Annotated in this window: 18 protein-coding genes; 7 read left to right on the top strand and 11 right to left on the bottom strand. The window is 71.9% G+C overall.

Annotated elements, in window-relative coordinates:
- The first annotated feature begins 225 nt into the window (after positions 1 to 225).
- The 3 genes from ACE101_RS06260 to ACE101_RS06250 all read left to right on the top strand — a co-directional run bounded on the left by ACE101_RS06260 (position 226) and on the right by ACE101_RS06250 (position 2091).
- A complete protein-coding gene (locus ACE101_RS06260; protein ID WP_379126883.1) occupies positions 226 to 1350 on the top strand; it encodes a S1C family serine protease in 1125 nt (374 codons plus the stop codon).
- A gap of 31 nt (positions 1351 to 1381) precedes the next feature.
- Entirely contained in the window at positions 1382 to 1645 is a 264-nt protein-coding gene (locus tag ACE101_RS06255; RefSeq protein WP_379126881.1) for a hypothetical protein, read from the top strand.
- Between the two features lie 89 nt (positions 1646 to 1734).
- Positions 1735 to 2091 carry a hypothetical protein gene (locus tag ACE101_RS06250; RefSeq protein ID WP_379126879.1) on the top strand — a complete coding sequence of 119 codons (357 nt, stop codon included), beginning with the start codon at positions 1735 to 1737 and terminating at the stop codon, positions 2089 to 2091.
- Positions 2092 to 2095: 4 nt separating this feature from the next.
- On the opposite strand, the gene ACE101_RS06245 is transcribed toward ACE101_RS06250, so the two are convergent.
- The 5 genes from ACE101_RS06245 to ACE101_RS06225 all read right to left on the bottom strand — a co-directional run bounded on the left by ACE101_RS06245 (position 2096) and on the right by ACE101_RS06225 (position 6616).
- Positions 2096 to 2317, bottom strand: coding sequence for a hypothetical protein (locus tag ACE101_RS06245; protein WP_379126877.1), 222 nt, complete (start codon positions 2315 to 2317; stop codon positions 2096 to 2098).
- A gap of 224 nt (positions 2318 to 2541) precedes the next feature.
- A complete protein-coding gene (locus ACE101_RS06240) occupies positions 2542 to 3861 on the bottom strand; it encodes a flavin monoamine oxidase family protein (protein WP_379126875.1) in 1320 nt (439 codons plus the stop codon).
- A 104-nt stretch (positions 3862 to 3965) separates the two neighbouring features.
- Positions 3966 to 4664, bottom strand: coding sequence for a class I SAM-dependent methyltransferase (locus ACE101_RS06235; RefSeq protein WP_379126873.1), 699 nt, complete (start codon positions 4662 to 4664; stop codon positions 3966 to 3968).
- Between the two features lie 10 nt (positions 4665 to 4674).
- Positions 4675 to 5052: a hypothetical protein gene (locus ACE101_RS06230; RefSeq protein ID WP_379138504.1), complete on the bottom strand. Its 378-nt coding sequence runs from the start codon at positions 5050 to 5052 to the stop codon at positions 4675 to 4677.
- A 130-nt stretch (positions 5053 to 5182) separates the two neighbouring features.
- On the bottom strand, positions 5183 to 6616 hold the full coding sequence (locus tag ACE101_RS06225) for an FAD-linked oxidase C-terminal domain-containing protein (protein ID WP_379126871.1): 1434 nt from the start codon (positions 6614 to 6616) through the stop codon (positions 5183 to 5185).
- Positions 6617 to 6886: 270 nt separating this feature from the next.
- On the opposite strand from ACE101_RS06225, the gene ACE101_RS06220 reads away from it, so the two are divergent.
- Positions 6887 to 7243: a c-type cytochrome gene (locus tag ACE101_RS06220; protein WP_379126869.1), complete on the top strand. Its 357-nt coding sequence runs from the start codon at positions 6887 to 6889 to the stop codon at positions 7241 to 7243.
- A gap of 77 nt (positions 7244 to 7320) precedes the next feature.
- Here ACE101_RS06220 and ACE101_RS06215 read toward each other — a convergent pair whose 3' ends face one another.
- The 3 genes from ACE101_RS06215 to ACE101_RS06205 form a co-directional block, all read right to left on the bottom strand.
- Entirely contained in the window at positions 7321 to 7932 is a 612-nt protein-coding gene (locus ACE101_RS06215; RefSeq protein WP_379126867.1) for a pyridoxamine 5'-phosphate oxidase family protein, read from the bottom strand.
- Between the two features lie 139 nt (positions 7933 to 8071).
- Entirely contained in the window at positions 8072 to 12145 is a 4074-nt protein-coding gene (locus tag ACE101_RS06210) for a PAS domain-containing hybrid sensor histidine kinase/response regulator (protein ID WP_379126865.1), read from the bottom strand.
- A gap of 214 nt (positions 12146 to 12359) precedes the next feature.
- Positions 12360 to 12617 carry a hypothetical protein gene (locus ACE101_RS06205; protein ID WP_379126863.1) on the bottom strand — a complete coding sequence of 86 codons (258 nt, stop codon included), beginning with the start codon at positions 12615 to 12617 and terminating at the stop codon, positions 12360 to 12362.
- Between the two features lie 426 nt (positions 12618 to 13043).
- Here ACE101_RS06205 and ACE101_RS06200 point away from each other — a divergent pair, with 426 nt between their 5' ends.
- Together ACE101_RS06200 and ACE101_RS06195 are read left to right on the top strand one after the other, a co-directional pair.
- The gene (locus tag ACE101_RS06200) at positions 13044 to 13859 is read left to right on the top strand and encodes a glycosyltransferase family 2 protein (RefSeq protein WP_379126861.1); all 816 of its coding nucleotides are present in this window, start codon (positions 13044 to 13046) and stop codon (positions 13857 to 13859) included.
- Positions 13856 to 15625 (top strand): ABC transporter ATP-binding protein, encoded by a 1770-nt coding sequence (locus ACE101_RS06195; RefSeq protein WP_379126859.1) that lies wholly within the window; start codon positions 13856 to 13858, stop codon positions 15623 to 15625. The genes ACE101_RS06200 and ACE101_RS06195 overlap by 4 nt, the downstream gene beginning before the upstream one ends.
- Positions 15626 to 15641: 16 nt before the next feature.
- Here ACE101_RS06195 and ACE101_RS06190 read toward each other — a convergent pair whose 3' ends face one another.
- The gene (locus ACE101_RS06190) at positions 15642 to 16013 is read right to left on the bottom strand and encodes a hypothetical protein (protein WP_379126857.1); all 372 of its coding nucleotides are present in this window, start codon (positions 16011 to 16013) and stop codon (positions 15642 to 15644) included.
- Positions 16014 to 16221: 208 nt separating this feature from the next.
- On the opposite strand from ACE101_RS06190, the gene ACE101_RS06185 reads away from it, so the two are divergent.
- The gene (locus ACE101_RS06185; RefSeq protein WP_379126855.1) at positions 16222 to 17466 is read left to right on the top strand and encodes an amidase; all 1245 of its coding nucleotides are present in this window, start codon (positions 16222 to 16224) and stop codon (positions 17464 to 17466) included.
- Between the two features lie 111 nt (positions 17467 to 17577).
- Here ACE101_RS06185 and ACE101_RS06180 read toward each other — a convergent pair whose 3' ends face one another.
- Together ACE101_RS06180 and ACE101_RS06175 are read right to left on the bottom strand one after the other, a co-directional pair.
- On the bottom strand, positions 17578 to 18363 hold the full coding sequence (locus ACE101_RS06180; RefSeq protein WP_379126853.1) for a 3-hydroxybutyrate dehydrogenase: 786 nt from the start codon (positions 18361 to 18363) through the stop codon (positions 17578 to 17580).
- 35 nt (positions 18364 to 18398) lie between these two features.
- Entirely contained in the window at positions 18399 to 19142 is a 744-nt protein-coding gene (locus tag ACE101_RS06175; RefSeq protein WP_379126851.1) for an acetoacetate decarboxylase, read from the bottom strand.
- Positions 19143 to 19160 lie beyond the last annotated feature (18 nt).

The following is a 19160-nucleotide window of genomic DNA, read 5'->3' as shown; positions in this document are numbered from 1 at the left end:
GGCACCGTCCGTGGTGCGGGCATGCCGGGCGGTCAGCACGCGGAGCGCCCGCGCGTTTTCCCGCATTGAAGCCGCGCTCCCGACAGCCCAGTTAGTGCGGCGAAGCTGGGCATCATCACCGGGACGGTCGCCGCTTCGGCGGCGACAATGATGCGAGACCAGGAAGCCGGGCGGACTTGCAGGAGCAAGTCCGCTCGGGCGTCAGCGCTGCACGGAGGTGTCGTCGTGCCGGATCGTTTCCTGCGGGTCGCCTTGGGCGCCGCCCTGGTGCTGCTCGCGCTCTTCGTCGCCCAGCCCTACCTGACAGCCCTGCTCTTCTCCGTGGAGCAGCCGCGCGCGGTGACGCCGCGGGGCGACCTCGCGCCCGCCGAGGCCTCGACCGTGGCGCTGTTCGAGCGCGCCGCGCCGTCGGTCGTGTACGTCTTCGCCCGCCGCGTGCCGAGCGGGCAGGATCTGATGCGCGATCCCTACAGCGGCGAGCCGGCGGGGCAGGGCGGCGAGCAGACCGGAACCGGCTTCGTCTGGGACGCGGCCGGTCACATCGTGACCAACAACCACGTCATCCAGGGCGGCTCGGATATCTCGGTGCGGCTGTCGAGCGGCGAGGTCGTGCCCGCAACGCTCGTCGGCACGGCCCCGAACTACGACCTCGCGGTGCTCCGGCTCGGCCGCGTCGGCGCGATGCCGCCGCCCATCGCCATCGGCACCTCCGGCGACCTGAAGGTCGGGCAGTTCGTCTACGCGATCGGCAACCCGTTCGGCCTCGACCACACCCTCACGAGCGGGGTGATCAGCGCCCTCCAGCGCCGCCTGCCGACCCAGGAGGGCCGCGAACTCTCCGGCGTCATCCAGACCGACGCGGCGATCAACCCGGGCAATTCCGGCGGCCCCCTGCTCGATTCCGCCGGCCGGGTGATCGGCGTGAACACGGCGATCTTCTCGCCCTCCGGGGCCAGCGCCGGTATCGGCTTCGCGGTGCCGATCGACGTGGTCAACCGCGTCGTGCCCGACCTGATCCGCACCGGGCGCACGCCGACGCCGGGCATCGGCATCGTCGCCGCCCAGGAGGAGGCCGCCGCCCAGCTCGGCATCGACGGCGTCGCGGTGGTGCGGGTGATGCGCGGCTCCCCGGCCGCGGCGGCGGGCCTGCGCGGGGTCGATCCGGTCACCGGCGATCTCGGCGACATCATCGTCGGGGTGAACGGCAAGCCGGTGCACCGGCTCGCGGACCTCACGGCGGCGATCCAGGCCGCCGGGGTCGGGCAGACCCTGGAGCTGACGATCCTGCGCGGCAACCGCACCCGGACCGTGCAGGTGACCACGGCCGATGTCGGGCAGACGCGGCCGTGACGGCGCGCCGCCGCGCTGGTAGGACGGGGGCATGCGCGCGCATCGCACGATCAGGCTCGTTCTCGGCACCCTCCTGACAATCGCCGCCGGGCCGGCGACGGCCGGCGAGCCCGCACCGCGCCGGCCGCGCCTTTGTCCGCAGGACGCGCCGCCGGGCGTCCGCCTGCCCGACCGGCCGGAATGCCGCGAGGCGCCGCCGCTGCGCGCGAAGGCGCCGGGCTTCGTCGATCTCGGCAACGGCACCCAGCTTCGGATCAGCGGACGGGCGGGCTTCGAGGTCGGGATCCGGCCCTGAGGGTGCGTTTCCTCACCGCTCGCCGGCGAGGATCGGAACTTCCCGCCCGCCCTCCGCATTCGTGATGCGAGGCGCGACGGGAGACCGCGATGATCCTTGCAGCCTGCGAAGGCCGCCATTGGCAATACGAGATCGCCGAGCACGCGGACGGCTACGCCGTGCGCATGAGGGACCTGTACACCGGGGATGTGGACGACGATTTCCTGACGATCTTCCGCACGATGCCGGTGGCGCTCGCCTATGCCGAACTCTCCGCGGCGTTCGACCGCTTCGCCAGTGCGGACGAGGCCGACGACGACGGGATGGACGGCGCGGTCGATCTCGAACTCTGCGAGCGGATCTTCACGGATCTCAGCAGCCGCCTGTGCGACGGCGGTATCTCGGGCACGGCCCTGGAGGCCTGGGAGGAGCGGCGCACCGGACAGCCCCGGCGCGCACTCCACTGACGTCTCAGCGCTTGCGCACCTTGCGGACCGGGGCGGCGAGCGCCGCTTCGGCTTCCTCGGCCTCCTTGCGCAGGCGCATCGCCCGCAGCCGCGCCATGTTCTCGTCCCGGTGACGATTCGCCTTCTCCAGGTCGGACCACGCTCCAGCCGCGGCCTCGGCCTGCATGCGCGCCCGCGCCGCCCGAGTCTCCGCCCGGTCGCGCACGGCGCTGTTCTCTTCCGACATCGATCGGCCTTTCTGCCCGGCGGGCCGCGGGCAAGCGCGTCATCGCGCCGTCCGGGCGTCGCCTCTCCAGAGAGATAGGGCGCGCGGGCCGGGTGGCCAGCTGAGCCGTGCGGTGCGGAGCCTCGGCATCATTCGCCGAAGGGGTCACCGGCACGGCGGCGATGAAGCGGAGCGAGAGGTCTGGAGCGGAATCCATCCGCCCCCGCACCGCCGCCCGGCGCTCCTCAATGACCTTGCAGGTGAGCCAATGCCGCCTGGGCGGCGCGCTCCCCGTCGAGGGTCGCCCCGCCGATCGTCATCGCGCCGCCGCCCGCCGCCGCCTCGCCCGCGAAGAACAGCCGGTCGGCGACCGGGCGGTGTAGGGCCGCCCGTGCCCCGGCATGGCCGGGAAGGGCCAGCGAGTAGCTGCCGCGGGCGAAGGGATCGGTCCACCAGCCGGCGAGGCGCCCACCGGTGATCCCGGCGCGGGCCCGGCCGCCGAAGACGGACGCGACCTCGTCCGTGGCGGCGGCGACGGCCTCGGCCTCGCCCGCCGCGCAGAGCGCCCGCGCCGCATCGCCGCCCGCATGCAGGATCGCGAGGGGGCGGCCGAAGGGCCGCATCTCCAGATAGGCGCTCAGGCCCGGCCTGTCGGCCCGCGGGGAGCGGACGACCACCGCATCGCGCATCTCGGCGAGGATGGCCGGGTCGAGGGCCAGAGCGATCTTGGTGTAGGCCCCCATCCGCAGCCCGCCGATCGCCGCCGCGAGGTCCGCGGGCAGGCCGGGCGTGAACCGGATCGCCTCGGCTGCGAGCACGCCGAGCGGGACGGTGACGATCGCGGCTCCGGCCTTCAGCGTGCCGGACGGCGTTTCCAGGGCGACACCCGGCCCGCCGACATCGATCGCCCGGACGGGGCAGGCGGTGCGGACCGTGACGCCGGCATGGTGCCGGGCGACGAGCGCGCCGTAGCCGTCCACCCAGATGTCCTCTCCCGACCAGAGCTGGTCGTAATCCTGGGCCGAGACCCGCTCGGGCTCCTCGCCGAGGGAGAGGCGGGTGAGGCCGGCGGCGGCGGCAAGCACGGCGGGATCGTCGCTCTCCGCCGCGTCGCGGATCGAGCGGTCCGCTGGGAGATGCCGGTCGAGGATCGTGGTCAGCCGGCTGAAGCCGGCGCGGCGACGGCCGCGGTCGGCATCGCTCGCGGGCGTGCCGTCGATGAACAGCATCGGCCATGGGCCGGCTCCGTCATCCGCGCGCCGCACGCCGTCGGCGGCGGCGATGGCCGTCCAGGGATTGTGCTCGGCCCAGTGGATGTACTGGCCGCCCGCGTCGAAAGCCCGCTCCGGGCCGAGGGACGGATCCGTGAAGGCCCGCCCGCCGATGCGGTCGCGGGCTTCGAGCACCACCACGCGCCGCCCGCTGCGGGCGACGCGCGCGGCTGCCGCGAGGCCGGCCGCCCCGGCCCCCACGATCGCCACATCGGCATCGGCGCCGGCGAGCGCGCGGCCAGGCAGCGCGAGCGCGGCGGCGCCCGCGAGGAGAGAGCGGCGCGAGAGGGGCATCGCCATCGGCCCTGAGTTGGTGACGCACCCCAACAGATCGTCTCCCGGGGCGAGGGTTCAAGGCCGGCGCCGCCGCATCCGATGCCGGGCGAGGGCGGATCGGCTCAGCCGGCGGGCACCCGGGCCGCGAAGGCGAGGCGCTGCGGGTTGTGGCCGAGATTCGGCCGCGCCTCGGCGATGTAGCCCGCCGCGCGCAGCCGCTCCAGCATGGCGGCCGGCGTATAGCGGGTGAGGCCGAGTTGGCGGCGCAGGGCGGGATAGTCGGACAGCGCGGTGCGCGCGAGGCCGAGCAGGGCCGCGGCGAGGAAGCCGTCGCGCCGCGCGAAGGCGAGGAGCGCGCGGGAATCGGCCAGGGCGCCGAGATCCGGCGGGATCACGTCGGCGACGACGAGGCAGCCGCCGGGCCGGAGCTTCGCGTGCCAGAGGCCGAGCAGCCCGTCGAGTTCCGCCGGCGTGAGGTACTGCGCCACCGAATGCGCCACGACGAGGTCGAGGCTGCGGTCGGGCAGGGCGGGGATCTCCTCGGGGCCGATCACCGCGATGCGGGTCTCGCCCGCGAACCGCGCGGCGAGGGCGTCCCGCACCCGGGGAGCGGCGTCGCAGAGATAGAGCCGCGCGCAGGCCTCGGCGACGCGCCCGGCCGAGAGGGCGTCGCCGCAGCCGTGATCGAGGACGCGGGCTCCCGGATGGGGCACCAGGGCGGCGATCTCGTCGGCGAGGCCGGCATAGTGCCGCTGCCGGTGGCGCTCGTTGACGTAGATCGGGTTGGCGCGGTTCCAGAACTCGCGCCAGGATGCCGACATGCGGCCCGGCTCAGGACGCGAGGAAGAAGGCCGCCACGGCCCGGTCGATCGCCATGTAGAACACCCCGAAGGCGACGGCGGCCGCGAGGGCGAATTCCGCCGCCTCGTTCGACAGGATCTGCGTGCGGCGGAAGGTCTCGCGGCCGAAATGGGCAGCGGCCCAGGCCAGGGTAAGCACCACCGGCATGGCGAACAGGAAGGACCACGTGCTCTCCACGCGGCCCGTGTCCGGATCGAGGAGCGGGCGGATGTTGCGCACCCAGGGGGCGTAGCAGGCGGCCCCCAGCGCCGTGCCCCACGCCAGCGTCACGGCGATGCCGAGATGGACCGTGAAGGTCCGATGCAGGCGCGTGAACGCGTCCGTCGCGACAGGGTGGCGGATGATCACTGGCAAGCCCCGAATCTGCGGCCCGCGACGATCGGCGTCGTCTTGGCGGGCGGAACAAAAGACCGAATGCCCCGCGAGTTCGGGTTTTTTGTGACGGCGCCGCGGGGCGGCTCCGTCCGATGCGCGCCGGTCAGGCCGCGATCCGCCCCTCGAGCGGGAAGACCTTGGCGGGATTCATCAGCCAGGCCGGATCGAACACGGCGCGCACCCGCATCTGCTGGGCGAGGTCCTCCGGCGCGTACTGCACGTTCATGAGGTCGCGCTTCTCGATGCCGACCCCGTGCTCGCCCGTGAGGCAGCCGCCGACCTCGACGCAGAGCTTCAGCATGTCCTCGCCGGCCTTCTCGGCCTTCTCCATCTCGCCGGGCGTGTTGATGTCGAAGAGGATCAGCGGATGCAGGTTGCCGTCGCCCGCGTGGAACACGTTGGCGCAGCGCAGGCCGTAGGCCCTGGTGATCTCCCCGATGCGCTCCAGCACCTGCGCGAGCTGGCCGGTCGGGATGGTGCCGTCCATGCAGATGTAGTCGGAGATCCGCCCGGTGGCGCCGAAGGCGGATTTGCGGCCCTTCCAGATCGCCGCGCTCTCGGCCTCCGATTGCGAGACCTTGAGGCTCGTCGGGTTGAACGGCTTGGCGATCTCGCAGATGCGCGCGAGCATCGCGTCGCATTCCTGGTCCGAGCCCTCGACCTCGATGATCAGCATCGCCTCGGCGTCGAGGGGATAGCCGGCCTTCGCGAAGGCTTCGCAGATCGTGATCGCCTCGCGGTCCATGTACTCGATCGCGACCGGGATGATGCCCGCCCCGATGATCGCCGCCGTGCAGGCACCGGCCGCCTCGACGCTGCCGAAGCCCATCAGCGCCGGGCGGGCCCCCTCGGCAGCCCGCAGGATGCGCACCGTCGCCTCGGTGACGATGCCGAGCTGGCCCTCGGAGCCGCAGATCAGGCCGAGGAGATCGTAGCCGGCCGCGTCGAGATGCTCGCCGCCGATCTCCACCACCGTGCCGTCGACCAGCACCAGCGTGACGCCGAGCAGGTTGTTGGTGGTCACGCCGTATTTCAGGCAGTGGGCGCCGCCCGAATTCATCGCGATGTTGCCGGCGATGGTGCAGGCGAGCTGGCTCGACGGGTCGGGCGCGTAGAAGAAGCCCTCGTGGGCCACCGCGCCGCTGATCGCCAGGTTGGTGATGCCCGATTGCACGCGGGCGGTGCGGTTCGCGAAGTCGAGGGACAGCACCTGGTTCATCTTGGCGACGCCGAGGATGATCGCATCCTCCTGCGCGATCGCCCCGCCCGCCAGCGAGGTGCCGGCGCCGCGCGGCACCACCCGCACGCCCTCCGCATGGCAGTAGCGCATCACGGCCGCCACCTCCGCGGTGGTGGAAGGCAGGACCACGGCGAGCGGCATCCGGCGATAGGCGGTGAGCCCGTCCGTCTCGAAGGCGCGCCGCTCGTCCTCGCTGGTCACCAGCGCCTCGCGCGCGACGAGCGGGCGGAGCCCCTCGATGATCGCCTCGCGCCGGGCGAGGATGGCGGGGTCCGGAGCCGGGAAGGCGATCGACATGGCGTCTCCTCGGGATTTGCGGGCACGGCCCGCGTGTTGCCGCCTTATAGCGCCTGTCGCGGGCGGATGCACCGATGCAACGCACAACGCGTTGGCGTGCCATGCACTTTCGTCCGATTGATTCGCCGGCCCGCACAGCTTCTTTTCGCCGCACGCATCCGGACCGATCCGGTCGCGTTTTAACTTTACTGATTCAAAAGCTCGGCCATATCCACCAGCCTCGGCCACGCGGACCATGGCCGTCGAACGAGTCCGATCGGAGGAACCCTCATGCGTCAGTTCATCCTCGGTGCCGCTCTCGTGCTCCTGGCGCCGCTCGCCGCGCAGGCGCAGGACGCGGCGGCAGGCGAGAAGCTGTTCTCGCAATGCAAGGCTTGCCACGCATTCGGCAAGAACGGCGTCGGGCCGGACCTGAAGGGTGTCGTCGGGCGCAAGGCCGGGACCCACGAGGGCTACAACTATTCGGCAGCGCTCAAGGATTCGGGCCTGACCTGGGACGAGGCCACGATGCACAAGTGGCTCGCGAATCCGAAGGGCCTCGTCTCCGGCACCAAGATGATCTATGCCGGCCTCAAGGACGACAAGAAGATCGACGATCTCGTCGCCTACCTGAAGACCCAGCAGTAAGATCTGCCGCAAGATCGGCTGACAAGATCGGCTGAAACGTGACCCCGTCGCGGGAGCGGCGGGGTCTTTCGTTGTCGTCAGTAGAGACGCGTGCGGTAGCTCTCCTCGATCGCCCGCTCGGCCTCGGCCCGGTCCTCGCCCGCGATCTGGTCGGCGAGGATCCGCCCGAGGGAGGGGAAGCTTCCCCGCTCGACCCGGGCCTCCGGATCCCACAGCCGCGAGCGGATCATGGCCTTGCCGCAGTGGAAGAACACCTCCTCGACCGCCACGACGAGGCCGGCGACGGGGTTGCGGCCGCCAACCGCGAGCGGCGCGAGCAGCGCCTCCTCCGTGGTGAAGCAGGCACGGCCGTTCACCCGGAGCGTCTCGTCGAGGCCGGGCACGAAGAAGAGCAGGCCGATCTGAGGGTTCCCGGCGACGTTCAGCATGGTGTCGGCCCGGCGGTTGCCGGGGCGGTCCGGGATCAGCAGGGTCCGGTCGTCGAGGATCGCGACGAAGCCGGGCGCATCCCCGCGCGGCGTCGCATCGCCCCGGCCCGCGGCATCGGACGACGCGATCACCAGGAACGGCGAGAGGGCGATGAAGGCCCGGGTGTGATGGTCGAGCTGCGTGAGCTGCTTCTTCAGCGCGCGGTCGGCCGGGCTGCCGTAATGGGCCCGGATCGCGGCGGGCGAGGGATCGGTGCTCATGGAATCGAGGTCCGGTGCGCTCGGGGCCCGAGCAGATCCCGGCAAGGTGCCATGCGGCCTGTCCGTCGGAAACCGGCTTGGAGCATCCGCCGCCGGCCTGGGGGCCCGCCATGCGGAGCGTGGCCGGCGCGGGCCGGCCTCAGGCGACCGCCCGCACCCCCTCGATCTCGCTGAGGGCGCGCCGCCGCGCGAGGCGCACCCGTGCCAGCGCCGGATCGAGGCCCAGGCCGTGCCGGCAGGCGGCCTCGAGATCGGCGCAGGCCCGGGAGAGCTCGGCGAAGCCGAGAAGCCCGGCGGCCACCGTGACCGCCTGGATGCCCTGGGCGAGGTCGCGGCGATCGTCGTCGAGGAGATCCGCCTCTGCGAGCCGCTGGTCGATCGGGCTGCCGAGCCGCGCGAGCAGGGCGGCGACGTGCTCGCCGCCGAGGGTCCGGCAGGCTTCCTCGAAGACGCCGCGGTCGAGAACCGGCTCCGCCGCGGCCGACGCGTCGTCGCGATGGGAGGGCGGGCACCAGCGGGCGATCGCGCGGCGGAGATCGTCGCGCTTGAAGGGCTTTCCGACGTGGTCGTCCATGCCCGCGGCCCGGAACTCGGCGATCTGGGCCGGCAGCACGTTCGCCGTCATGGCGATGATCGGCAGCGCGCGGGCCGGATGGGGCAGGGCGCGGATGTGGCGCGTGGCGGTGATCCCGTCCATGCCGGGCATCTGCACGTCCATCAGCACGAGGTCGTAGTCCTTGTCCTGGACGGCGACGATCGCCGCGAGGCCGTCGCTCGCCACGTCGACCGCGTGGCCGCTGCCCTCCAGCACCGCCCGGGCGATCTCCTGGTTGATCTCCAGATCCTCCACAAGGAGGATCCGGGCGGACGGCATGCCGGCCACGACGGGATCCGGGGCGGCGGGGATGGCGGGGATGGCGCCCACCGGCAGCGTCACCGTGAACCAGAACGTCGTGCCCTCCGAGACGACGCTCTCGACCCCGATGGCGCCGCCCATGAGTTCCACGAGGTTCTTGGAGATCGCGAGACCGAGGCCCGTCCCGCCGTAATCCCGGCGGATCGAGCCGTCGAGCTGGCTGAAGCGCTGGAACAGCCGCCCGCGCTTGTCCTCCGGGATGCCGATCCCGGTATCGGTGACGGAGAAGCGCAGGGTCGCGTCGGGGCCCGTGACGTCCGTGCAGGCCACCGACAGGGTCACGGATCCCGCATGCGTGAACTTCACCGCGTTGTTGAGCAGGTTGAGCAGGATCTGCCGGAGGCGGTCCTGATCGCCCACGAGCGTGCGCGGCACGGCGGGATCGACCTGCATGCGCACGGCGATCGACTTCTTGCGGGCGAAGCCCCGGACCACCGAGATCGTGTTGTCCACCAGGGATTCGAGCAGGAAGGGCTGGGAATCGAGCTCGACCTGGCCCGCCTCGATCTTCGAGAAGTCGAGGATGTCGTTGAGGATGGTCAACAGGGCGGCGCCGGCCGACTGGATGCGCTCGCCCTGGCGGCGGTGCCGCTCGCCGAGGGCCGGATCCTCCAGCAGCAGGTCCGTGTAGCCGAGGATGCCGTTCAGCGGCGTGCGGATCTCGTGGCTCATCGTGGCGAGGAAGTCGGTCTTGGCCCGGTTCGCCCGCTCGGCGGCGTCGCGCGCCTGCTCCAGCGCCGCCGCCTGATGCTGGCGCTCCGAGACGTCGCGCAGGACGGCGACGTAGCCGCGCGGGGCCCCGCCCGCGTCCCGCAGGAGCCGCAGCTTCGCCTCGACCCAGACATGGCTCCCGTCGCGGCGCCGGTAGCGGCAGGAATAGGTGGCCCTGTCGGCAAGCCCCGCCGCGAGGCGCGAGAGGCCCTCCGCATAGGCGGCGCGGTCGTCCGGATGGATGTCGGCCAGGGGCTTGGTGCCGACGAGTTCCTCGGGCTCGTAGCCCAGCAGCTCGCGGCAGGCCGGGGAGACGTAGCGGCGGGTGGTGTCGAGATCGGCCTGCACGATCATGTCGCTGCCGTTCTCCGACAAAAGCCGGTAGCGCGCCTCGCTCGCTTCCAGCGCCGCCTCGGCGGCCTTGCGGCCGGTGATGTCGCGCAGCGAGCAGACGATCGAGACCGGTCGCCCGGCATCGTCGCGCATCAGGCTCATACCGGCCTCGATCCAGACGAAGGTGCCGCCCTTGTGCCGGGCCCGGTAGGTCGTGGTGACGCGATCCCCGGCGGTTCCCGCGGCGAGGCGCCGCATGAGGTCGCGCAACGGGGCCAGATCCTCGGGATGGATGACCGCCGAGGGCCGCTGGTGGAGCAGTTCGTGCGGCTCGTAGCCGAGGACGGCCCGGCAGGCCGGCGAGACGTATTCCCAGGCGAAGTCGAGGGTCAGCCGGGTGATGATGTCGGTGGTGGTCTCGGCCAGCAGGCGATAGAGCGTCTCGCTCTTGCGCAGGGCGGCCTCGGCGGCCACGCGCCGGCCGACGTCGCGGATCGCTCCGAGAACGCGCGGCTCCCGGCCGTTCTCGCCCGGCATCCACGCGAAGGCGATCTCGACCCAGATCCACCGGCCGTCGCGATGCCGCATCCGGTGCAGGCTGGTGGCGGTGGGGCGGCTCGCGCCGATGCCGGCATAGAGTGCGCGCACCCGGTCGCGCTCGTCGGGATGAACGATCTCCCAGCCGGGGAGCGCGGCGAACTCCGCCGGCCCGTAGCCGAGGACGCCCGGCATCGCGGGCGACACGTAGAGGTAGGCTCCCCCCGTCCCGGCCTGCCTGACGGTGATGACGTCGCTGACGTTCTCGGCGATCAGCCGGTAGCGGGTCTCGCTCTCGCGCAGGGCCTCCTCGACGCGGCGGTGCGCGGTCACGTCCGTGAAGGTGCGCACGAAGCCGCCCCCGGACATCGGCATGGTGCGCATCTCCAGCACCGTGCCATTGGGACGGGTCCGCGTGTAGGTGTGCGCCGTCGGAAGGAGGCCGCCGTTGCGCACGAAACGGCGGACCGGCTCCTCCGCCTGCGCGAACTCGCCCTTCGCCCATTGATGGTCGAGCACCTCCTGAAGCAGCGGCCTGCGCAGCATGAGATCCGGCGGCAGGTCGAGCAGCGCCACCGCCCGGCTGTTGCAGATCTCGACGCGCCGCTCCGGCGACACGACGATCAGGCCCTGGTCCATGCTCTCCAGGGTGGTGGCGAGGAGGGAGGCGGTCTCGGCCGCCTCGCGCTCCACGCGCCGCAGCTCGGTGACGTCGCTCAGCGTCCCGAAGAGCGCCACGACCTCGCCCGCCTCGTCCTCCTCGCAGAGACACCGGGCGACGACGTGCCGGACCGTGCCGTCCGGCCGCACGAGCCGGAGCGCCCGCGTGTAGGGACGGCGCTCCGCCACCGCCTCGGCCAGGCACGCCTCGATGGCCGAGCGGTCCTCCGGGTGATAGGCCGCCACCGCCGTCGCCACGGTCGGCCGGGTGGTCTCCGGATCGAGACCGTAGATCCGGTAGATCTCCCGGGACCATGCGAGCCGGTTCTCCTTCACGGCGAGCCGCCAATGGCCGACATGGGCGATCTCCTCGGCCATGACGAGCATGCGGTTGCTCGCCAGGGCAGCGGCCTCGGCGCGCTTCAGGTGGGAGATGTCGCGGGCCGTTCCGAACACGCGGTCGAACCGCGCGGCCGGGCCGCGCAGCGGCACGAGGACGATCTCCCAGACGCGCAGGTCGTCCTCCCTGTCCAGGCTGCCCTCGAAGCGGACCGGGTCGCCAAGCTCCAGGCAGCGCCGCAGGTTCTCCTCCATCTTGGCCGCGTGGATCGGGGGCAGCATCTGATCGATGCGACGCCCCGCCAGGGCCTCCGGCGTCGATCGCAGGTTGGCGGCTGCGACGCCGTTGCAGGCCTCCATCCGGAAGATGCCGCCGGGATCCGGCCGGCTGATGAAGAGACCGTCGGCCGAGGCGTCGAACATGGCGCGGAACAACGTCTCGCTTTCCCGCAGACGGGCCGCGGCGCGCTCGAGCAGCAGCCCGAACAGGGCGGTGAGCCCGAGAATGCCGAAGGCGGTCCCGGCGAGCAGCAGGGCCTCGCTCCCCCAGGGCGAGGACACCGCGTCGGAGGCGATGCTCGTCCAGGCCGCGCCCGCGTCGAGGCCCGCCAGCAGCACGAGCAGGGCGGCGAGCAGGATCGGCGGGCGCGCCTCAGACCCGATGGCCGCGGGCCATCGCCGGCGGCGTGGGGCGGGCGATTCTGGCCGATCCTGCATCACCGCGAGAACACCCGCTCCATCCCTGCCCGCGTTCCCGGGACGCTAAACAATCGCCCGAGCTCCGAAGCTTCGGCGGCGCGCGCCGCAAAACGCCATTACACATCGGTCAGAGTGACAGATCACTATTCGTCTTCGGCAGCAATACGGCGTAACATCGATCGGATCGGCCTGCGTTTGAGCGGGACTTGCGGGCCGGATCGGGGAGCCGGCCTCAGCGGCGGCCGAGAAGCCCACCCGTCCGGGCGGCCTGGCCCTGCGCGATGTGCCAGCGGGCATCGTCCACGGCCCGACACAGGCGGCGGTGCTGCCAGCGGTGATAGAGGGTGAGGAGCGGCACGCCCCGGGCGATGCCCCGCTCGTGGCGCGCGAGGCGCTTCAGCAGGGCGGGCAGACAGGCGCTCGCTGCCTCGCCCGTGGCGATGTCGATTGCCCGGACCTGCCGCATCAGCGCGGCGCGGTGATCCTCCATGACCCGGTCTCTCTCCGCACACCGACCACGATCCGAAGAAGATCGTTCGGATCAGCAACGGATCAACAGGGCGCACGATCACAAAAAAAATGCCCTGCCGGCGGATGCAGGCAGGGCGGCCAAGTCGCATTGGGGGCCTCGGAAGCATCCCCGCACCTCGAATCCCCAAGCTGGATTGTCCAGCGAAGCGGAGACAGGCGAAGGGCTGCGCCAACACACCGACTATGCGGGTTTCACGGGGGCGCCGCCTTCACAATTATCAAGTTCTTAACCTGCCGAGCGGCCGTTCCGCCCGGCTGGATGCTCGGGCGCGCCGGCCGGGTGTGGCACGACGGAACCGGTATCCGGCGCTCCGCACCGCCCGCGCGGGCTTGACCAAGTTCCGCCACACTCGCACCGGTTAAGCGCGCGGCGGAGCAGAGACGATTGACCCAGGACGAATCCCCCATCCCGCTGACGGTCCTGATGCGGAGCTTCAACGAGGCGGACCGTATCGAAGCGGCCATCCGGTCGGCGCTGCCCCTGCGGGCCGAGATCCTGGTGATCGATTCCGGCTCGACGGATGCGACCGTCGCGATCGCCGAATCCCTCGGCGCCCGGGTGGTGAGCAATCCCTGGGGCGGCTTCGGGCCGCAGCGGCGCTTCGGCGAGGGGCTCTGCACCCACGACCACGTCTTCAGCATGGATGCGGACGAGGTGCTGACCCCCGAACTGGTCTGGGAGATCCGCGGGATCTTCCTGCACGGGCGTCCGCCCGCGCTGATGAAGGTACGCAAGGCCATGGCGCTGCCGCATCACGACCGGCCGCCGCCCTTCGCCTTCTGCACCGAGCAGATCTACATCTACGACCGGCGGGTCGCGCGCACGATCGAGAACCCCAACTGGGATCACCTCGACATCCGCACGGGCGAGACGCCGCGGCGGCTCAGGGCGGTGGCGTGGCACTTCACCTACCGCGACTGGAACCACGCCGTCGCGAAGGCCAATTACGTGGCCGAACTCGCCGCCCGGACCTCCCCGCCGCGCTCGAACCTCGAACTCTCGGCCCGGCTCGTCGTGGAGTTCCCGTTCTATTTCCTCCGCTTCTATTTCCTGAGGCGGCTCTTCCTCGCCGGGACCGACGGATTCGCCATGGCGACGATCCTGGCATTCGGGCGGTTCCTGCGCATCGCCAAGATGCGCGAGCAGGCGGTGTCGCGGGCGATCGATCCGGCGGTCCGCGCAGCGGATGAGGCGCGATGACCAGACGAGAGATGTTCCTGCGGGTGTGGCGCGGCTGGCTCGGACGCCAGAAGCCGCTCCTCGCCTGGCTCGCGGTCGCGATCGCCGTGGTGGGCGCCTCGACCGGCATCTACCCCGTGGTGGTGCGCTTCGCCTTCGAGGCCTACGGCGCCAACGACCGCTCGTCGCTGTCCTACGTGCCGCTCGCCATCCTGCTCGCCACCGCGCTGCGGGGCACCGCCCTCTTGGCCCAGCTCGTCCTCACGAACCGCATCGTCACGCGGGTCGAGGCCGACATGCTCTCGGACCTGTTCGCCCGGATGGTGCGGGCGGATGTGGGACGCACCGCCCGGGAGAGCCCCGCCGCCCTCGCCCAGCGCTTCACCGGGGATTTCGCGCCGGTCTCGGAGGCGCTGTCGCGCCTCTCGACGGTGCTCCTGCGCGACCTCGCGATGCTGATCGCGCTCGCCGCCGCGCTCCTGTGGATGGATCCCGTCCTCACCCTCGTCTCCGTGGTGATGGTGCCCCTCGTCGCCCGCCCGGTGAGCCAGATCGGGCAGAAGCTGCGCCGCTACGCCCGCGCCATCCACGAGACCGTGGCCAGCAATGCCGGCCTGATCGGCGAGAGCCTGCTCGGGTCGCGCGTCGCCAAGGTCTACGGGATGGAGGACCTGCTCTCCGCCCGCGCCCGCGAGGGCTTCGAGCAGATCCGCCGGCTCAAGGTGAAGGCGGCCAATGCGCGGGGGCGGCTCGATCCGCTCCTGGAGATCGGCGGGGGCCTCGGCGTCGCCGCGGTGATGATCCTGATCGGCGACCGGGTGATGTCCGGGGAGCGCTCGATCGGCGATTTCACGGGCTTCGTGACGGCGCTCCTGCTCGCCTCGCAACCGGCCCGCACGCTCGGCTCTCTCGGCGCGACGCTTCAGCAGGCGGCCGGCGCCCTGCAACGCTATTTCGAGGCCTTCGACGAGCAGCCGACCATCGCCGAGCGGCCGGCGGCGCCCGCCCTGCGGATCGGCCCCGGCGAAATCCGCTTCGAGAGCGTGGTCTTCGCCCATGCGGGCGGGTCCCCGGTGCTGCGCGGGCTCGACCTCACCGCCCGGGCCGGGGCGGTGACCGCCATCGTCGGACGCTCGGGCGCGGGCAAGTCCACGCTCCTCGACCTCGTGCCCCGGCTGCAGGACGTGACCGGGGGCCGGGTGACGATCGACGGCCAGGATGTCCGGGAGGTCAGCCTGGAATCCTTGCGCGCCTCGATCGCGATGGTCACGCAGGACGTGATGCTGTTCGACGACACGGTGGAGGCCAACATCGCCTTCGGCCGGCCGGGCGCGACGCCGGAGGAGGTCCGGGAGGCGGCCCGCGCGGCGGCCGCGGACTTCATCGAGTCCCTGCCGGAGGGCTTCGCCTTCCGGGTCGGCCCCGGCGGATCGAAGCTCTCGGGCGGGGAGCGCCAGCGCGTCACGCTGGCCCGGGCCTTCCTCAAGAACGCGCCGATCCTGCTCCTCGACGAGGCGACGAGCGCCCTCGACCCGGCCTCCGAGGTCCGGGTGCAGGAGGCGGTGCGACGCCTGATGGCCGGACGCACGACGGTGATCGTCGCGCATCGTCCCTCCACCTACATGGCGGCCGATCAGGTCGCGGTGGTCGAGGGCGGGCGCGTGGTGCGCTGCGGCCCGCCGCAGGCCGTGATGGGCGCCGCCGAGGCGGTGGCGGATTCCGCCGGCGCGCCCCAAGGGTCCGCCCCCATGGCGCAAGGGTCCGCGCCCATGGCGGGGGCCGCCTGATCGGCGCCGGACCGGATCAGCGGGCCCCGATCGCGCGGGCCACGTCCTCCAGGCGGCGCTGCATCATGGCGATCTGATCGAACGTGCCCTGGCGCGTGCAGGCGCCCATGGTGACGCCGTAATAGAAGCCGCCTTCCTCCCGGCGCTTGCGGCAATCGAGGAAGCTCGGGCCGAAGAGCCCGCCGGCCATCACCGCCAGGGCGAGGCCGAGCTTGAGCGCGAGCCGCAGCGGCCAGGGAATGTAGGAGCCCACCCGCTCGGTCGGCGCGGAGGGCGCGCGCTCGTAGCGGACGCCGCTCGCCTCGGCCGGGCGGCCACTGACCTGCGCCACCCGGTCGGGCAGCAATCCGGGCGGACGGCCGGACCCGCTTCTGCTGTGTCGCTCCATCGCTCGCCCCCATGCTGCGCGCTCGCGGCGAATGAAGCACGGGGGATTTAAACGCCCGTTGCGGCGCTCGCTCCAAAGCGCGGCACACGGGACAAGTCATCCCGGTGCACGATGCCGTTGCGGCACGGTTCTTGACTTCACCGGCCGGTCTGCGGCCAAGCGGGAGTTCAGCCCGGCCAGCGGGCGCCACGGCTTTGGGAGGCCCGGAATGCTTTCGCTCCTCGACCTGCGCGACCGGATCGATTCCGGGCGCCTCACGCCCCAGGGGGCCGTGTCGCTGGCCCGCGAGGCCATCGCGGACCGCGAGCCCGAGATCGGCGCGATCGTCCGGCTCGATCCCGGGAGCCGGGTGCCGGAGGAGGGGCCGCTCGCCGGCATCGCGGTCGGCGTGAAGGACATCATCGACACCGCCGACCTTCCCACCGAAATGGGCTCGCCGATCTACGCGGGCTGGCAGCCCCGGGCGGACGCGCCGGTGGTGGCGCGGCTGCGGCGGCTCGGCGCCGTGCCCCTGGCCAAGACCACCACCACGGCCTTCGCCTTCCTCGACCCGACCGCAACGCGCAATCCCCGCAACCTCGGGCACACGCCGGGCGGGTCCTCGGCGGGGTCCGCCGCGGCGGTGGCCGCCGGGATGGTCCCGCTCGCCCTCGGCACGCAGACCGGCGGCTCGGTGATCCGCCCGGCCGCCTTCTGCGGCGTCGTCGGGGTCAAGCCGTCCTTCCGCCTCCTGCCGACCGTCGGCGTGAAGTGCTTCTCCTGGGCCCTCGACACGGTCGGCCTGTTCGCCGCCCGGGTGGGGGATGCCGCCCGCGCCCTGGCGCTGATGGCGGACCGGCCCGGCATCGACCTGGCGGCCGGCGATCCGGGCCTGCCGCGCATCGGCCTGCTGCGGCAGGATTTCTGCGCTCCCCCGGCCCCGGAGGCGCTCGCCGCCCTGGAACGCGCCGCGGCGGCGCTGGAGCGCTCGGGCGCGCGGGTGCAGGACCTCGCCCTGCCGCCGGTCTTCGCCGAGGCCTGGGCGCGCCATCCGCTGATCCAGGACTACGAATCGGCCCAGGCGCTCGCCTGGGAATACGACCATCACCGCGAGGCGCTGCCGCCGCTCCTGCGCGCCCATCTCGACGCGGCGCAGGGCGCGGGCGCGGCCGAATACGATTCCGCGCGGCGCGTCGCCCGTCAGGCCCGGCGCAGCCTCAAGGACGTGTTCGGCGAGGAGGGGGTCGACGTGATCCTGACGCTCTCCGCGCCGGGCCCGGCGCCGGAGAGCCTCGCCTCCACGGGCGACGCGCGCTTCAACCGCCTGTGGACGCTGATGGGCGTGCCCTGCGTGACGGTGCCGGTGGAGACGACAGCGGCGGGGCTGCCGCTCGGGGTGCAGGTGATCGCGCGCTTCGGCGACGACGGACGGGCGCTCGCCGCCGCGCGGCTCGTCGAGCGGGCGATCGGCTGATCCGGGCGCCCCGAGAACGTCCCGCCGAAGGGGGTACCCCTTCGGCGGATGAGGCCGGCGGTGGGCCCCGGAGACGGAGGGCGGCGCCCTCCGTCTCCGCCGGCCGGCGCGCTACTGCGCCGTCCAGCCGCCGTCGACCGGGATGTTGGCGCCGGTGAGCTGGCTCGCCGCATCCGAGCACAGGAACACGGCGATGGCCGCGATCTGGTCGACGGTCACGAACTCCTTCGTGGGCTGCGCGGCCAGCAGCACGTCGTTGATGACCTGATCCTTGGTCAGCCCACGGGCCTTCATGGTGTCGGGGATCTGCGCCTCGACCAGCGGTGTCCAGACGTAGCCCGGCGAGATGCAGTTGACGGTGATCTTGTGGGTGGCGAGTTCGAGGGCCGCCGTCTTGGTGAGGCCGGCGATGCCGTGCTTGGCCGCCACGTAGGCCGCCTTGTAGGGCGAAGCGACCAGCGAATGCGCCGAGGCGGTGTTGATGATCCGTCCCCAGCCCCGCGCCTTCATCCCGGGAATCGCCGCCCGCATGGTGTGGAAGGCCGAGCACAGGTTGATGGCGATGATCTGGTCCCATTTGGCGAGGGGGAATTCCTCGATCGGCGAGACGAACTGGATGCCGGCATTGTTCACGAGCACGTCGAGCGATCCGAAGGTCTTCTCCGCCTCGGCGATCATCGCGGCGATCTCTTCGGGCTTGCTCATATCGGCGCCCGAGTAATGCGTCTTCACGCCGAACTCGGATTCGATCGCGGCGCGCTCGCGCTCGATGTCCTCGGGCTTGCCGAAGCCGTTGAGGACGACGTTGGCGCCATCCTTGGCGAGGCCGCGGGCGATGGCGAGGCCGATGCCGCTCGTGGATCCGGTGACGAGGGCGGTCTTCGAGGTCAGGGCCATGGATGCCTCCTGCGATACGGGAAAGGAAACGGGTGTCACGCCAGGTAATCGTGCAGCACCTGCCCGTAGGGCAGCGTGAAATCCACGACCTGGTGGCGGCCGCGCACGATCCGGCGCACCGGCAGATCCGCCAACCGGCAATTGGCGTGCGGGATCAGGTGCAGGCGGGCATCGCCCTCCCAGGCCCCGTGCACGGTGATGTCCTGAAGCCGATAGCCGACGAGCTGCGCCACCTTCACGCTGCCATCCACGTCGGGCAGCAGCTTGAGGTTGACGTTGAGCTGCCCGATCCCGTCGCGTACCTGATCGAGCCGGTCGCCGAGGCTGCGGTGCTTGTAGGTCATGGTGCCGAGCGCCACCCGCTCCTCGTCGTAGTGCAGGGTGCCGGTGAGCGTGTCCTTCATCACCTTGAGCCGCGGCACGCCGTACTTCTTCGGGAAGCCCCAGATCTCGCGACCCGCGGTGATCGGCGGCTCGTCGTCGAGATACATCTGAACCGAGAAGTTGCAGGGCTCGCCGTTGTACCGGGCGACGATGCCGGTGCCGCTCTCCTCGTAATCGCCGAAGCCGGAGGAATCCGGCATCTTCATCCACTCGTAGAAGGCGAGGTTGCCGGGCGCCGGCTCGAGGGGCTCGGGGAGGGCGGCCCGGAGCGCGTCCGGGTCGGTCTCGTAGGTGATGATCAGGTATTCGCGGCGGATGAAGCGGTAGGGCCCGTGCGGATAGCTCGGGCTGAAGACGGGCATCGACGGGCTGCGGAGGATCTCGTCTCGGGTCATGACCCTGTCTCTCCTTAG

Origin of the sequence: Methylobacterium carpenticola, from assembly GCF_042748905.1 — a bacterium.
GTDB lineage: Bacteria > Pseudomonadota > Alphaproteobacteria > Rhizobiales > Beijerinckiaceae > Methylobacterium > Methylobacterium carpenticola.
The sequence above is the reverse complement of the archived record's forward strand: the minus strand, read 5'-3'. Positions and strand labels throughout refer to the sequence as shown.